Origin of the sequence: Priestia sp. GS2, assembly GCF_036409025.1 — a bacterium.
Taxonomy (GTDB): Bacteria; Bacillota; Bacilli; order Bacillales; family Bacillaceae_H; genus Priestia; species Priestia aryabhattai_A.
Genome location: NZ_JAZGJX010000001.1, coordinates 3,471,879 through 3,487,838 on the forward strand (window position 1 = coordinate 3,471,879; position 15,960 = coordinate 3,487,838).

17 protein-coding genes and 1 riboswitch are annotated in these 15,960 nt (G+C 37.3%); of the genes, 3 read left to right on the top strand and 14 right to left on the bottom strand.

The window, feature by feature from the left end; genetic code table 11:
- Positions 1 to 111: 111 nt before the first annotated feature.
- Positions 112 to 549 (bottom strand): DUF86 domain-containing protein, encoded by a 438-nt coding sequence (locus V2145_RS17795; RefSeq protein ID WP_311856214.1) that lies wholly within the window; start codon positions 547 to 549, stop codon positions 112 to 114.
- A gap of 106 nt (positions 550 to 655) precedes the next feature.
- On the opposite strand from V2145_RS17795, the gene V2145_RS17800 reads away from it, so the two are divergent.
- Positions 656 to 922 (top strand): DUF3055 domain-containing protein, encoded by a 267-nt coding sequence (locus V2145_RS17800; protein WP_094911169.1) that lies wholly within the window; start codon positions 656 to 658, stop codon positions 920 to 922.
- 44 nt (positions 923 to 966) lie between these two features.
- Here the strand turns inward: V2145_RS17800 and V2145_RS17805 are convergent, their stop codons facing one another.
- The gene (locus V2145_RS17805; RefSeq protein WP_094911168.1) at positions 967 to 1,242 is read right to left on the bottom strand and encodes a YutD family protein; all 276 of its coding nucleotides are present in this window, start codon (positions 1,240 to 1,242) and stop codon (positions 967 to 969) included.
- 147 nt (positions 1,243 to 1,389) lie between these two features.
- Here V2145_RS17805 and V2145_RS17810 point away from each other — a divergent pair, with 147 nt between their 5' ends.
- Positions 1,390 to 2,028 (top strand): YhcN/YlaJ family sporulation lipoprotein, encoded by a 639-nt coding sequence (locus V2145_RS17810; RefSeq protein WP_330988055.1) that lies wholly within the window; start codon positions 1,390 to 1,392, stop codon positions 2,026 to 2,028.
- Between the two features lie 29 nt (positions 2,029 to 2,057).
- On the opposite strand, the gene lipA is transcribed toward V2145_RS17810, so the two are convergent.
- Positions 2,058 to 2,954, bottom strand: a complete 897-nt coding sequence (gene lipA, locus V2145_RS17815; protein WP_094911167.1) for a lipoyl synthase — start codon at positions 2,952 to 2,954, stop codon at positions 2,058 to 2,060.
- Between the two features lie 342 nt (positions 2,955 to 3,296).
- On the opposite strand from lipA, the gene V2145_RS17820 reads away from it, so the two are divergent.
- Positions 3,297 to 4,241, top strand: coding sequence for a M23 family metallopeptidase (locus V2145_RS17820; protein WP_330988149.1), 945 nt, complete (start codon positions 3,297 to 3,299; stop codon positions 4,239 to 4,241).
- Between the two features lie 67 nt (positions 4,242 to 4,308).
- Here the strand turns inward: V2145_RS17820 and V2145_RS17825 are convergent, their stop codons facing one another.
- From V2145_RS17825 to sufD, 11 genes are all read right to left on the bottom strand, one after another.
- Entirely contained in the window at positions 4,309 to 4,419 is a 111-nt protein-coding gene (locus V2145_RS17825) for a methionine/alanine import family NSS transporter small subunit (protein WP_210610890.1), read from the bottom strand.
- On the bottom strand, positions 4,409 to 5,923 hold the full coding sequence (locus tag V2145_RS17830; RefSeq protein ID WP_311856246.1) for a sodium-dependent transporter: 1,515 nt from the start codon (positions 5,921 to 5,923) through the stop codon (positions 4,409 to 4,411). Before V2145_RS17830 ends, V2145_RS17825 begins: the two co-directional genes overlap by 11 nt.
- Positions 5,924 to 6,150: 227 nt before the next feature.
- Complete coding sequence (locus V2145_RS17835) at positions 6,151 to 7,731, bottom strand: Na+/H+ antiporter NhaC family protein (protein ID WP_311856208.1); 1,581 nt, start codon at positions 7,729 to 7,731, stop codon at positions 6,151 to 6,153.
- Positions 7,732 to 7,854: 123 nt separating this feature from the next.
- A riboswitch (Lysine riboswitch) is annotated at positions 7,855 to 8,043 on the bottom strand.
- Between the two features lie 70 nt (positions 8,044 to 8,113).
- Positions 8,114 to 8,869: a sporulation protein YunB gene (gene yunB / locus V2145_RS17840; RefSeq protein ID WP_330988056.1), complete on the bottom strand. Its 756-nt coding sequence runs from the start codon at positions 8,867 to 8,869 to the stop codon at positions 8,114 to 8,116.
- Between the two features lie 69 nt (positions 8,870 to 8,938).
- Positions 8,939 to 10,030 (bottom strand): HD-GYP domain-containing protein, encoded by a 1,092-nt coding sequence (locus tag V2145_RS17845; RefSeq protein ID WP_311856205.1) that lies wholly within the window; start codon positions 10,028 to 10,030, stop codon positions 8,939 to 8,941.
- A gap of 116 nt (positions 10,031 to 10,146) precedes the next feature.
- On the bottom strand, positions 10,147 to 10,449 hold the full coding sequence (locus V2145_RS17850) for a YunC family protein (RefSeq protein ID WP_131887468.1): 303 nt from the start codon (positions 10,447 to 10,449) through the stop codon (positions 10,147 to 10,149).
- A 148-nt stretch (positions 10,450 to 10,597) separates the two neighbouring features.
- On the bottom strand, positions 10,598 to 11,446 hold the full coding sequence (locus V2145_RS17855) for a DUF72 domain-containing protein (protein ID WP_330988057.1): 849 nt from the start codon (positions 11,444 to 11,446) through the stop codon (positions 10,598 to 10,600).
- Positions 11,447 to 11,546: 100 nt separating this feature from the next.
- Positions 11,547 to 12,944, bottom strand: coding sequence for a Fe-S cluster assembly protein SufB (gene sufB, locus V2145_RS17860; protein ID WP_025909431.1), 1,398 nt, complete (start codon positions 12,942 to 12,944; stop codon positions 11,547 to 11,549).
- 54 nt (positions 12,945 to 12,998) lie between these two features.
- Positions 12,999 to 13,433, bottom strand: coding sequence for a Fe-S cluster assembly sulfur transfer protein SufU (gene sufU, locus V2145_RS17865; RefSeq protein WP_061785058.1), 435 nt, complete (start codon positions 13,431 to 13,433; stop codon positions 12,999 to 13,001).
- Entirely contained in the window at positions 13,423 to 14,643 is a 1,221-nt protein-coding gene (locus tag V2145_RS17870; RefSeq protein WP_210610887.1) for a cysteine desulfurase, read from the bottom strand. Before V2145_RS17870 ends, sufU begins: the two co-directional genes overlap by 11 nt.
- Positions 14,643 to 15,950 (bottom strand): Fe-S cluster assembly protein SufD, encoded by a 1,308-nt coding sequence (sufD, locus tag V2145_RS17875; protein WP_094911158.1) that lies wholly within the window; start codon positions 15,948 to 15,950, stop codon positions 14,643 to 14,645. The genes V2145_RS17870 and sufD overlap by 1 nt, the downstream gene beginning before the upstream one ends.
- Positions 15,951 to 15,960: the final 10 nt, after the last annotated feature.

The following is a 15,960-nucleotide window of genomic DNA, read 5'->3' on the forward strand; positions in this document are numbered from 1 at the left end:
ATTCATTCGATAATAAAAACGCCTTCTTTACTATAAGAAAGCGGATGGGTTTACAATGCGATAATAGCTTATTTTTCCTAAAATCACAAATCACCTTAAAAATTTTTCATGTTAATTACGAAAAGCTGAAACAGGACCTAATTCATTCTCTAAATATGTACGAATACGAGTTGGGAATTGATTTAAGACCTCCTTGTTCTCTTGAACAACATGTATCACTTCATCATGTTTGACATCTAAATAATCTTGTACAAGAACTTTTCTCAAATTAACTACTGCTTTTAACCCTTGTTCTTCCGCAGTTTGTACTACTTTCTCATCCACAAGAATATCAATGATATCATCATAGCTTCCAGGGTCTCTCATAATGAATCCATCAATCATTGCGTTGCCGACATCTAAAACGTTTTCAATTAAGAGGTGAACAACTCTTTCTAACGCTTTTTTCTCGATTGTACTTTCCCACTTAAGTTGTTCAGAAAAAACAACTAAGTGCTGCTCATAAAAACGTAGTATGTGTTCAATCTTTTGACGATCTACAAAGTACATGATGTTTCCTCCTAACGCTTCGCTTATAAACTTTCTAACTCGCTTCTTCCCACTTTTTTTTTCATTTGATATGATAAAAGCATGGAAAGAAGAAAGGAGCGAAAGAATGAGCGAACGCTTTTATTTATATGATGATGTAGTAAATACGAAAACACGATTTGTTAGTTTTATGGGTGAAAATCAACGTTTTGACCTTGCTATCATTCAGTCCGATCGCTATTATGGCAAGCATCTTGTTTTAGATATTCAAGGAGGACGCTTTGCTATTATTGGCTCAGATGATTTAGAGGAACCAAATTATTTAGAGCACGTATTTAAGCTTTCAGAAGAAGATGGTCAAGAACTTAGAGAGTTCTTATACGAGGTCATCTAATTACAAAGGCAGCGGAAAGAAAGTCAACCTTCTGCTGACCTTTTTTATTTATTTACTTTTTTCAGTACAAAATACGCACAGCCAAAATTACAATATTCGTGTAAATAATCTTGAATTGTACTTATTTTTGTATCATATGTAGCTTTTTGATTACGATCATCAAAAAAACCTTTTAAACGCAGTTGGTTATAACCCCAATCACCTAATATATAGTCATAGCGACTAAGCACATCAATGTATCGACTTCGAAAGGCTTCCTCATCAAACCCTTCTCTTTCTTCTTTGATTACTTCATAGCAAATATTATTAACACAAATCATTGTTTCACCTCTTCTCTTCAAAATTACCATACCACATTTTGAAATTTTTTTCTAAACAATCGTTTGATTAAAAAAGATGAAAACCAGCAATTAACAGGCAATTTTTTGATCAATCGCTGCAACCTATAGATAGGGAGGTTGTTTACAGTGAAAAAATATTTAATTCATTGCGGTATGTTAACAGTGGTTGCATTATCAGGTTGTCAAGCAGGCAGCGAAACAGATAATGAAGCACTATCACCTAATAATCCAAATGCTATTAACGTAGCTGATCATAACGATTTATATAATAAAGAAAAAGATAATGCTACTGATTACGGATACGTACGTTATCAAAAATCACCTGTTGCTAACGATACAGAAAAAGCACAAAACATTGCTACACTTGATCGTGAGGAAGCAGCCGATTCAATTAGCAAACTTAGCTCAGCCATTCCTAATGTTAATGACGTAGCTACGCTTGTAACAGATGAAGATGTGCTAATTGCTTATAAAACAGATGCAAAAGACCGAAATGCTACCGCTGATCAAGTAAAGCGAACAGCAATGTCTATTATGCCCCGTTATTATCACGTATACGTATCGGATAACCCACAGCATATTCAAGATATAGAACGTTTCAGTGAAGCAAATACAAAAGACAGTTCTGTAGAAGAATCGGTTCATTTAACCATTAAAGAGATGCTTAAATCTCCTCAGGGCCGTAAGATGAATGATGGTGAAAATGCAAATGGTGAAGGAACAAACGAACTGAATGAACATCTAACCGATGAAAAGATGAAATAAAAAAGGCGATGGAAACATCGCCTTTTTCATTACCCATTATTTTGCTTTTGTTTTGAAGCAGCATTTACTTGTTCATCCGCATGATAAGAAGAACGTACAAGCGGACCAGCTTCAACGTGGCTAAATCCTTTAGTTAAAGCAATTTCTCTAAGCTCTTCGAATTCACTTGGGTGATAGTACTTCTGAACTTTAATATGTTTCTTTGTCGGCTGTAAATATTGCCCAATTGTCATGATATCTACATTATTTGCTCGCAAATCATCCATCGTTTCAATGATTTGCTCTTTTGTTTCTCCAAGTCCAATCATGATGCTCGATTTTGTAGGAATATCTGGTTGCATTTCTTTTGCACGGCGTAAGAATTCTAATGAACGCTCGTATGTAGCTCTTGCACGCACGCGGGGCGTTAATTCGCGTACTGTTTCAATATTATGGTTTAAAATATCAGGACGAGCATCCATTACCATACGTAAATTCTCTTCTACTCCACCCATGTCTGAAGGTAATACTTCAATTGTCGTAAATGGATTTTTACGGCGAATAGCGCGAATTGTCTCCGCTAGTACACCTGCTCCACCATCTTTTAAATCATCACGCGCCACTACTGTAATAACAGCATGCTTTAAGTTCATCAGTTGAACTGAATCCGCTACGCGCTCTGGCTCTTCCCAATCTAACTCTGTTGGTAAGCCTGTTTTCACCGCACAGAAGCGACACGCACGTGTACAAACTTGCCCTAAAATCATAAAGGTAGCCGTACGACGAACTGCCCAACATTCATGAATATTAGGACATTTTGCTTCTTCACATACCGTATGCAGATTTTTTTCACGCATCATTTTCTTTAAGTCCGTGTAGTTCTCGTTTGTGTTTAGCTTAATTTTTAGCCACTCGGGTTTGCGGACATACTCTTCCTTTGTTGCCATTAGTATCAACTCCATCAATCTAGAAAATGTCTGTAACCTATATGCTGATTTTTAAATTGTCAAATAAAAAATATACTACATGTCACTTTATCATACAAAAGAGTGATTCGACAAGCGCTCTACACTTATTTATCTCTACTCTTCATCCCTTGATAATCGTTAATGATAACGCTTCACTTATTGTTCATATAACCTTAACATCATTTTATTTCCATTAATTATTATTTATTAAATTTTTCATCGTTTCACAAACTAACACTATACCTTAATTAGGAAGGAGGAAGCTCATTGAAAAAATATGTGCTTTTTCTGTTATTCTTTTCACTATGCTTTTCATGTTCGATTTCACCTCAGGCTGCACCGCTTTCTGCCGATGATGAAGCAGCTTTAAATACGAAGCGCATGGAATTATATCAACAGATGGAAGCTGTATCATCAATACCTTGGTATTACTTTGCTGGAATTGACCAATATGAAAGAAATATCCGTCGCTCTCATAAGGATATTCCAAGAGAAAAAGGCGCAATCGCTATTTATTACTCTCCAGAAAAATGGGCGGGTTCTTTAAATCCCAATTTAAATGATCAAAATCCTTCAACCATTTCTTTATTAGGTGGTTTAGGAAAAGATGGAAACGGCGATGGGAAAGCTGATCAATTAAATGATGAGGACATGCTTTTCACAATGGCTAACTACATCCAAACTTTTGGAACAAACGAGGATTATATTAAAATTGCTCTATGGAGTTATTATCATCGAGCTAAAGCGGTTGATATTATCCTTGGAAACGCTAAGCTCTTTAAAACCTATGGTCGTATTGACTTAAAAGGAACTTCGTTCCCTGTTCCTATTCGTTCAAATTACAGCTATCGTAGTACATGGGGTGACGCTCGTGGATGGGGTGGAAGAAGAATTCATGAAGGAACTGATATCTTCGCTAACTATGGCGTTCCAGTCAAGTCTCCTTGCTATGGCATAATTGAGCTAAAAGGATGGAATAAATATGGTGGCTGGCGCATAGGAATTCGAGACCTAAATAATAACTATCACTACCTGGCACACTTAAGCGGATTTGCAAAGGATTTAAAAATGGGACAAATTGTAGAACCTGGCATGGTCATCGGTGGAGTGGGTAGTTCAGGTTATGGACCTCCAGGAACCTCTGGAAAGTTCCCTCCTCATTTACATTACGGTATGTATAAGGATAACGGTCGAAACGAATGGTCTTTTGATCCTTACCCGCAGCTTCGGTCATGGGAAAGAATCGATCGTCAAAAGAAAAAATAGTGTACAATTTAAACAAACGTTTATTTAATAAAAAAAGTGCTTAGAACAATGTTCTAAGCACTCTTTTTTATGCTTTACTTTCCTTTGATTTCTTCACAGCATGAGTAATACTTGCAGCTAAGCCGCCCCAGATGATAATCATCCCGGCAACCATCATAATTATTGAACTACTTTCCATACGTTGTATCCTCCTTCACAGAAGATAATGATTCTTTCTTCCAACCTTTAAATGATAATAAAATCCCAACAACAATGACCAAACCTGCAACTCCCCACCCAAACGGAACAATGAAGCTCGTTGCATAACCTTCATAATTTTCTGAAATATTTGTTCTTATATTATCAAACATCATATATCCAAGAACGACTGGTGTGATTACACTTAAGCAAATTTTCCACCAAGCACCAAGCATAATATCAGATACGCTATTCGCATGTTTTTGGAGATTGCTTAACTCGCGGAAAACCCACGCTACTAAGATAATTTCAACTAAACCTGCTAAAGCAACACCAAAGTTATTAATGAAATAATCCATTACATCTAGGAAGTATAAGCCTCCTTGAGTTGCAAATAATAGTGAAATAACAGAAGCCAATCCGCCACCCATTAAGACAGATTTCGTGCGAGATACATTAAATTTATCCTGTACCCCTGCTACAAATGTTTCAATAATGGAGATAAGTGATGTTAAACCAGCTAATGTTAACGACCCAAAGAAAAGTAATCCAAACAGCTGATTAAACGCCGGAAACTCGTTAATAATTTGAGGGAATACAACGAATGCTAATCCCACTCCACCTGCTACTACTTCATCAATGCTCACGCCTTGCTGCATTGCCATAAATCCTAAAGCACTAAATACACCAATACCAGCTAGTAATTCAAATGCTGAGTTACCAAAGCCAGTGATAAAAGCATTATTAGTTAAATCTGATTTCTTTGGTAAATAGCTAGAATAAGTAATCATAATGGCAAAACCAACAGATAAACTAAAGAAAATTTGACCGTAAGCCGCTACCCATACTTTCCCATTTGCAATAGCACTCCAGTCTGGCTTAAAGAATGCATTCAGTCCTTCCATTGCACCATCTAACGTAATAGCGCGAAGTACAATGATAAAGAATAAAACAATTAATGTAGGTAAGAAAATTTTGTTTGCTGCTTCAATTCCTTTTTTAATACCTTTTAGCAACACACCTAAAGCTATTACCCAAACTAAGATAAGAGGTATTAGGACACCTGATACAATACTTCCCGTTTGACCAGGCACTTCAGCTAATTTCAAGTAATCACCGAATAAAAATCCTTCCGTATCTTGACCCCAGCTTAACTTTAAGGAAAAGATAAAGTAAGACATGGCCCATGCAATAATGGCAGCATAGTAAACTGCGATAATAAAGGAAATACCAACTTGCCACCACCCTAGCCATTCAGCTTTCTTATTTAATCTTGCTAGCGATAATGGTGATGAACCTCTATACTTATGTCCAATTGCAAATTCCATGATTAAAATTGGAATACCTGCTGTCAATAACGCAAATAAGTATGGTAAGAAAAATGCACCTCCACCATTTTCATAGGCAGTCGCCGGAAATCTCCAAATATTCCCTAAACCAATTGCAGAACCTGCTGCTGCCATGATAAAACCTGCTCTCGTACCCCATTGAGGACGATTTTCCATCATAGTTTCCCCCTTACACTCTCTCTTTTCTTTTATCTCTGTCATTACCTGATAAGTTGTTAAAACTTTCTGATAATTTAGCATAGTCTGTCTTTAGAACTATCTTACGAAGAATTATAGCTATTATGCTATAGTATGTCAAAATATTTTTTATAGAAAATTTTGATAATTAAACAATAAAAAATAGAGCAGACGTTATGAAGCGTATCTGCTCTATTTTTATTCTTCTATTTTTCTAATGATGTTTCTGTTATATTCCCTTTTTTACGAGCCACTAAGACAAATACCATTAATAAAGCCATTACTGTTCCAAATCCAGCTAACGTACTTTCTGTTAAACCCAGTACAACATAACCAATGATGCTGATCACAGCTGAAATAATTGCATAAGGAAGCTGTGTCATTACATGATCAATATGATGACTTCCTGCTCCCGTTGATGACAAGATAGTTGTATCAGAGATTGGTGAACAGTGATCTCCACAAACAGAACCAGCTAATACAGCTGCAAGAGCTGGTAATAATAATTCTGGTTCAATATTTCCTACGATGTCACCTGCAATTGGAAGCATAATACCAAACGTTCCCCAAGATGTCCCTGTTGAAAATGCCATGATGCCTGCAATAACAAATAGTACCACTGGTAAGAAGGCAATATTTAAATTAGAGCTTTCGACAATCCCTGCTAAAAATTCTCCTGACTTTAACTGACCGATTAAATCTCCAATCATCCAAGCAAGCAGTAAAATATAAATAGCAGGTAGCATTGATTTAATCCCCGCTACTATACCTTTACCAAGCACAGAATTAGATAACTCACTTGATTGTCTAGTGCGTACAATAAATAACAATAGCGTTACAACAAGACCTGATAAACCACCAATCATCAATGAATTAGGAACATTCGTATTCTCAAACATTGTAAAGATTGTAGCTTGTCCTTCAGTTGCTTGGTAGCCTGTCCATAGCATCGCACCGATTGTCCCAATCATCAATACAATAATTGGTAAAATCAAATCAAATACACGACCATTTTTACTAACTGGCAAATCTTCTTTTAATTCTCCTGGTACTGCTCCTTTTTCTGGATCCGTTACTTCACCAGTACGAATAGCATGTTCCTCATGCTTTTTCATCGGTCCAATGTTAATATCAAAAACACTTACAATAAACACCATAATCAATGCAGTGAATACATAAAAATTCATAGGTATCATCTGTACAAATGCTGAAAATGCTGACACATTATTCATACCATGTGCAGCTAGAATTGAACCTACAACTGTAATTATATAGGCACCCCAACTTGAAAACGGTGCAATCACACATACAGGAGCTGACGTTGAATCAATCAAGTAAGCAAGCTTCGCTCTTGATATTCGCTGGCGATCTGTTACTGGACGACTCACTTGACCAACAGCTAGTGCATTGAAATAATCATCAATAAAAATAATAATCCCTAACACGGCTGTTAATAGATGAGCTCCACGACGTGTTTTAATACGCTTTAAAGCCCACTCGCCAAAGGCACGACTTCCTCCAATGATTGAGATAAAAGCCGTAATAACACCTAAAATTAAAAGAAAAAGCAAAATAAATAGATTTGAAGTATTAATTGCACCATCGGCATAGAAAATGGTAGCAAAGCTTCCCCAAATTTTTTGAATGGTTTCACCTATCGAAAATTCGGTTAATACTAATCCACCTGCTAAAATTCCCACTCCTAGGGAAAGTAGTACTTTACGTGTTAAAACAACCATTAGTATCGCGATAAATGGTGGTAATAACGAAAAAATAGTTCCTTCCATGAGATCCTCCTAATATAAGCCTGCTTACATACGGGAGAACTACTTATAGAGAAAAAAACGCAAAAAGAGCAATGATAGAAAATAACTATCATTACTCTTTGTAATGTTATGTTATCCTCCATCACGATCAGTAGCCCTCCATCATGAAAACAAACGTATTTTCATAATGACAGTGTTACCCTTTTTCAAGGTAACCCCAGAAAAGAAAAGCTGACTCTTTTTCTTTCCTTCGGCAAAAAATCCTTTTTACTATGATCACAGTTGTCATCCTCACATAGTATACTCATACTTTTTGCATCCTCTACCTCATCGATCTGATAAGGTGATGGTATATAATTATATCTAGTACATTATATCGGTAAAATATAAAGTTATCAACCGGCTATTTTTTCTTTAGTTCAATAGATGGGGAGGCTGAATTAGTGCTACCGTTAAAATAATCCGGTACGCTCCCTGGAATCATTGCCATTCCTACAGGCACTGTCGCTTGAACAGTTGTCTGCTTTGTAGCAAAGGGAATAATTACCTGAACATTAACCTGAACTTCAATTGAAATCTCTAAAAAAGCACCGTTAATTCCGTACTCCTCTATTTTCCGTACAACATCTGATTGCACATCTCCGATTGCATGAAATTTAACTGGGATTAATGGTCCTAAATTTCCTAATAAAGCATTATTTGTAGCTTGCCCCAATGGAACCTGATAGACAATCCCCCGCTGCCTGAGCTTTTCATCTGACTCAATATTAATATCAGTTGGAATCTCTAATTCTTCTAAGTTCCCTTTTTCAGCTTCTCGTAAATTAGCCTGGACTAAAGATGTAGTTTGAGCTCTAATACGATTTACGACTGCTGTATCAATCTTGGCTACCTGCCCATCTGGCGTACTTTCTGTCTTAATAATATCATTCACATCGAGCTGGTCCACCACTTGTTTATTAACAGCTTTATTAATAACAAGCGTTGCAATCTCTTTAGTCTGAGCTTCTGCATATTTCATTAAAGTTGGTTCAATTCCTCTATTAATTAACCATATTCCTGCTCCAGTAGAAAAAAGAAAAAAAACAATTGTTAGTAGTACGACATAACGAAATGGTATAGGTCCCTTTTTAAATACTCTTCGGCGAACCCTAATCAAAAAAATCCCTCCTTACAAGCTATATGTATGCATAAATAAGGAGGGCTAACGCTATTTTCTAAAAGTTTTCTATGTTTGTTTTAAATCACTGCTGATAATCATTAATGTCGGACTTTCTTTTAAATCAATTTCATAAGGTTTATCTAATATTCTATCTTCTTCCTCCTGAATAAGAATATAAGGTCGATCACTTAGACCTTTGTTCTGCTGGCTCACTACGCCTTTTCTTTGGTCATTCAGCGTTACAAAAAGACCAATAGGATAAACTGCAATCGCTCGTCTAAAAGCGCTTATCATGTCTTTATCAAACTGACTTCCCGCCCCCGCATATAGAATTTCTAACCCTTCGTGAGGGAGGAGAGCGCTTCTATACACGCGATTTGACGTCACGGCATCGTACACATCCGCAATTGCGATAATTTTACTAAATAGATGAATTCGCTCTTCTTTAATTCCTAGTGGATACCCTGACCCGTCTAACCTTTCATGATGCTGATACGCGCAAGTGGCGGAAAGCATAGAGACATTAGGCGTACTTCGTAATAACTCGTACCCATATGTGGTATGCTTTTTCATCAACTTAAATTCTTCATCCGTTAACTTTCCAGGCTTGTTTAAAATATCTTGCGGAATTAACATTTTCCCTACATCATGTAGCATAGCTCCTGCACCTAGCTTTTCTAGAGCAGGCTGAGTTAACCCTATTTCTTTTCCAAGTGAAAGGGCATAAAGAGTTACGTTCACAGAATGAGAAAATACATAATTATCGTATATATATACATCCGTTAACAATGACAGTACGTCATCATTATTCATCATCTCATCTACTAATTGATTGCCAATTTTATGTACTTCGCGAACTGATTGTTCTAAAAGCGTAACACGCGTTTTTTCATGCTTTTTTTGAAGAGATTGAAAGACATCTTCCACTGATTTCATTGCTTTTTTCCGAAGCGAAAGTGGAATAGTAGAATTCACAACAATATCATTTGTTCGTTTATCACCTATGTATACAAACGTAACACCTCGCTGCTTTAAACGATTAATAATAGTCTCTGTCAAAGGTATGCCTGCATTAATTAGCGTGTTTCCGGCTTCATCTAATATTGGTTTTGCCAAACATACACCTGGGCTCAATGATTGAATTGCAACTAATTTCATAGTAACTCCCTAACTATCTATTATTTTATAATCGCTATAAAAGAGGTAGAACCTTTACTACCTCTCGTTTAAATTCTTTCAGACAAAAAATGGAGCATAAAGACATTTTCTCTCAACTAGATCATTTTTAATAAAGCTTCGCGCCCTATCATACCTGGATAAATGCCCAAATGTTCTGCTTCCACAGTAACTGACTCTAAAGGTGCATTTAACAGATCGTCAATTGTACGTACACCAACTGCTCTTCCTGCAATAATCTGTCTACTAACTAGCTTTTCATTCAAAAGGCCAACATCTAATGCTCCACACATAATATATCCCTTATCCGAAGACACAGTTAGCAGCGTTGTTTTGGGAAGCAGTACGGTAACCGCATTAAACGTATGACCATTAATAACAACAGGTTCCAATGTAATCAAATTTCCCACTCCTTTCTTAATCAAAATATGATGATTTTCAAAAAGAGTGAGCTTTAGACTACTTTTTTATAATTATACAAGAAATTACATACTTTGTGTCTAGATTAATTGTTAAAAACGATATGCGCTTATCAATCTGTTTTACCAGTCAATCAAATAAATTTAACTGTTTAGGTGCTAAATCTGTATACTGGATATCAAGCAAACTAATTAATTCCTTAGCGTTATCAACTGCGTCTCCGCCGGAGTTATTGTTAAAAACGATATAAATATCCTTTGTTTTTCGCTTTAATGCTTCAATATGCTGCTTCCACTCAAGTAATTCTTCATGGTTATAACGATATAAAAAGCGTATTTTACGCCAGTTAGGGTCTCCACTTTTATTCCAACCATGAACGTTTCGACCATGAAATCGAATCAGCGTTTTCTCAGCACTCGTAGGATGTAAAACGGTCGGTACAGACCCTTCACCCGCTTGTGGCTCATCGCAAATGCCATGAATCCATTTCTCTTTCTCCATAAACTTAAGCGTCTTATCATACCACTGTGGCGTAAACCAAGACTGATTACGAAACTCTAAAGTAACAGGTAGATCACCGAATTTTTCACGGCTGTAACGCAAATAATTAACGTTTTCTTTCGTACAGTTAAACCAAGGTGGCATTTGAAACAGAATCATTGCAAGCTTATTAGCTTTTACATAAGGACTGACTGAATCCATAAATGCATCAAACATCTCGTCTTTACTATCAAACGGTATTTCATTTCGCATATGACCTGTCATACCCTGATAAGCTTTTACAACGAATTGAAACGAATCAGGGGTATCTGCTACCCACTTTTCGACGGTTGTTTTAGGTTGAATCGCATAAAAAGATGCGTCTACTTCAACTGTTGGAAAATGACCTGCATATACAGCTAACTTATCTCGCGCAGGCACGCCCATTTCATACAAAGATGAATGATCTCCCCACCCTGTTACGCCTACGTATATCACAAAATCCCTCCAATATGTATTAAGCTATGTACTATTATTTTAATACAAACTCATGAAAAAAACTCGCTTGTATAAACAAGCGAGTTTAAAAAATCATTTATTAACCGATAGAACCTTCCATCTCGAACTTGATTAGACGGTTCATTTCTACCGCATATTCCATTGGAAGTTCTTTTGTAAATGGTTCAATGAAGCCCATTACGATCATTTCTGTTGCTTCTTCTTCAGAAATACCGCGACTCATTAGATAGAATAACTGCTCTTCAGATACTTTTGAAACTTTCGCTTCGTGCTCTAAAGAGATGTTATCGTTGTAAATTTCGTTGTATGGAATTGTATCAGATGTTGATTGGTTATCCATAATTAACGTATCACACTCAATGTTTGAGCGAGCACCTTCAGCTTTGCGACCAAAGTGAACGATACCACGGTACGTTACTTTACCACCTTGCTTCGAAATAGACTTCGAAACAATTGTAGAAGATGTGTTTGGTGCTAAGTGAATCATTTTCGCACCCGCATCTTGGTGTTGGCCTTTACCAGCTAAGGCAATTGATAATGTCATACCACGTGCGCCTTCACCTTTTAAGATAACAGCTGGGTATTTCATTGTTAATTTAGAACCGATGTTTCCATCAACCCATTCCATTGTTGCATTTGCTTCACATACAGCACGCTTCGTTACTAGGTTATATACGTTATTCGCCCAGTTTTGAATCGTTGTATAACGGCAGTATGCGTCTTTTTTAATGATGATTTCTACAACCGCACTGTGTAGAGAGTTAGTTGTATAAACCGGCGCTGTACAGCCTTCTACGTAGTGTACGTGTGCACCTTCATCTACGATGATTAGCGTACGTTCGAATTGACCCATGTTCTCAGAGTTAATACGGAAGTATGCTTGAAGTGGCGTATCTACTTTGATCCCTTTTGGTACGTAGATAAACGAACCACCAGACCAAACAGCTGAGTTTAACGCAGCAAATTTGTTATCCGTTGGCGGAATTACTTTCGCCCAGTGCTCACGGAAAATCTCTTCATTTTCCTTTAATGCAGTATCTGTATCTTTAAATACGATTCCTTGTGCTTCAAGGTCTTCTTTCATGTTGTGGTATACAACTTCAGATTCGTACTGAGCAGATACACCAGCTAGGTACTTTTGCTCTGCTTCAGGAATACCAAGCTTATCAAACGTTTGTTTAATTTCTTCAGGAACCTCATCCCAAGAGCGCTCTGACTTCTCTGAAGGCTTTACGTAGTACGTAATTTCATCAAAGTTCAGGCTAGACATGTCTCCGCCCCACTGTGGCATTGGCATGCTGTAGAAATGCTCAAGTGATTTTAAGCGGAAATCAAGCATCCACTGTGGCTCGTCTTTCATGCGAGAAATTTCTTCTACAATTTCTTTTGTTAATCCTCGTTCAGAACGGAAAATAGAAACGTCCTTATCCGAGAACCCGTATTTATAATCGCCGATTTCCGGCATCTTTTTTGCCATTTGTTATTACCCCCTACTTGATAGGATTGGGAATGAACAAAGGCCTAACAGGACTTAATTCTGTTCTTTTAGGCCTTTTTCCATCGCTTTCCACGCTAATGTTGCACATTTAATACGTGCTGGAAACTTTGAAACACCTTGAAGTGCTTCAATGTCTCCTAAATCTATACTATCATCATACTCTTTTCCTTGCATCATATCTGAGAAGATGTTCGCAAGTTCAAGAGCTGTTTCAATCTCTTGCCCTTTAATTGCCTGTGTCATCATTGAAGCAGATGACATAGAGATTGAACAGCCTTCTCCTTCAAACTTTGCATCTGTTACTTTGCCATCTTCTACTTTAAGTGATAATTCGATACGGTCACCACACGTTGGGTTATTCATTTGAATTTGAACCGTATCTTCTTCTAAAGACCCACGATTTCGAGGGTTTTTATAATGATCCATAATCACTTGACGATAAAGAGTATCTAAATTGTTAAAAGACATTTGTGAAATACTCCTTCGTTTTAATTAGTGATGACACTAATTGATCGATTTCTTCTTCTGTATTATACAAGTAGAAACTTGCACGTGCAGTTGAAGATACATTTAAATATTTCATTAACGGCTGTGCACAGTGATGCCCTGCGCGTACAGCAACTCCTTCAGCATCCAAAACGGTTGCTACATCATGTGGATGAACATCATCAAGATTAAACGTAACGACGCCAGCACGCTCTTTCGGTCCGTAAATGGTAATACCCTCTACTTCTGAAAGACGATCTAGTGCGTAATTGGCTAATCGATGCTCATGAGCAAGAATATTATCCAAGCCCACTTCCTCTAGAAAATCAATAGCTGCACCTAATCCAATTGCTCCTGCAATAATAGGCGTTCCACCTTCAAACTTCCAAGGAAGCTCTTTCCATGTTGAATCGTATAGGTTAACGAAATCAATCATTTCCCCTCCGAATTCAACTGGCTCCATCTTTTCTAATAACTCTTTTTTTCCATACAGCACGCCAATGCCTGTTGGACCGCACATTTTGTGACCAGAAAACGCAAAGAAGTCGCAGTCTAAGTCCTGTACATCCACCTTCATATGAGGCGTACTTTGTGCACCGTCTACAACCATGATTGCTCCGTGTTGGTGAGCAATTTCCGCAATTTCTTTTACCGGATTAATTGCGCCTAATACGTTAGAAACATGCATAACCGAAACAATTTTTGTATTTGACGTAATCGTTTCTTTAACCGTTTCTAATGAAAGAGCATGGTCTTCTGTAAGATCAATATATTTTAATGTTGCTCCTGTTGCTTTTGCAACTTGCTGCCATGGAATGATGTTACTGTGATGCTCCATATAAGTGATCACAATTTCATCACCAGGTTGCAAATTGGCACGTCCATAGCTAGCAGCAACAATATTTAAAGCTGTAGTTGTTCCACGCGTAAAGATAATTTCTTCTGTTGATTTCGCATTAATAAACTTTCTTACTTTTTCACGTGCACCTTCGTAACCATCCGTAGCCATCGTGCCTAGTGTATGAACACCTCTGTGTACGTTTGAGTTATATTCTCTATAGTACTTATCAAGTGCTTCAATCACTTGAACTGGCTTTTGAGAAGTAGCAGCGCTATCTAAGTAAACAAGCGGGTGTCCATTTACTTCTTGGTCTAAAATCGGAAACTGTTTGCGAATATCAGAAACGTTCATTATCGAACTTTCCTTTCAATTAACTCCGTTAACTGTTTTTTCACCGTTTCAACCGGAAGCTCATTTACAACTGGAGCTAAGAAACCATGAATAACTAGGCGTTCAGCTTCAACTTGTGGAATACCACGGCTCATTAAATAATAAAGCTGTAATGGATCTACGCGACCTACAGAAGCTGCGTGTCCTGCTGTTACATCATCTTCATCAATTAATAAGATTGGATTAGCATCTCCACGAGCTTTTTCGCTTAGCATTAATACGCGAGACTCTTGCTCAGCATTTGATTTAGATGCACCGTGTTCAATTTTACCGATTCCGTTAAAGATTGAAGACGCGCTGTCTTTCATTACACCATGCTTTAAGATGTAACCTTCAGAATTTTTACCGAAGTGAATAATGCTCGTCGTTAAGTTTTGCTTTTGCTCACCGCGACCTACTGTAACTGTTTTCGTATCACCATATGAACCATCGCCCATTAGGTATGTGATGTTTTCAGAAACTGTGTTTCCTTCACTCATTAAGCCTAATGCCCACTCAATGCGACCGTCTTTACCAGCAACACCGCGGCGATTTACGTAGCTAGTTGTTCCTTTTGCAAGGTAGTCTACGGCACCAAAGGTTACTTTTGCATTATTATTTGCAAATACTTCTGTCACAACGTTTACTACACCGTTTGATTCTTCAGAAGTAGCAATGTAGTTTTCTACATACGTAACAGAGCTATTATCTTCTGCAACCACAATAACGTGGTTGAAAAGTGCTGCCTCTTCGTCTTCACGTACGAAAACGGCTTGAAGTGGCTCTTTTACTTCAACATTTTTTGGTACGTAAACAAATACGCCACCGTTAAGCAGTGCAGCGTGAAGAGCTGTTAAACGATGCTCATCAACTTTTACACCATCTTTCATGAAGTACTTTTGTACAAGCTCTTCATGTTCTTTTGCAGCTGTTTGGATATCAGTAAAGATAACCCCTTGTTCTTTTAACTCATCTGTTAACGTTGCATATGCAGCTGTTTGGTCACGTTGAACATATAAGTTTTTAACCGCTTCTGTATCAATAAGTGCTCTTACAGACTCAGGAAGCTCATCAATTGAAGAAATTGCTTTTGCTTCAGCATCATGCTTTGAGAAATCTGTAAAGTTCCACTTTGTAATATTTGTTTTATCTGGTTTTGGTAGTGGAAGATCTTCTGCTTTCGCAAGAGCTTGTAAACGAAGATCTAACAACCATTTCGGCTCAGCAGCTTTTTCAGAAAAACTGCGAACGTACCCTTGATCAAATGGTAATTTTGTATCAATAGTCATAGAAATCCTC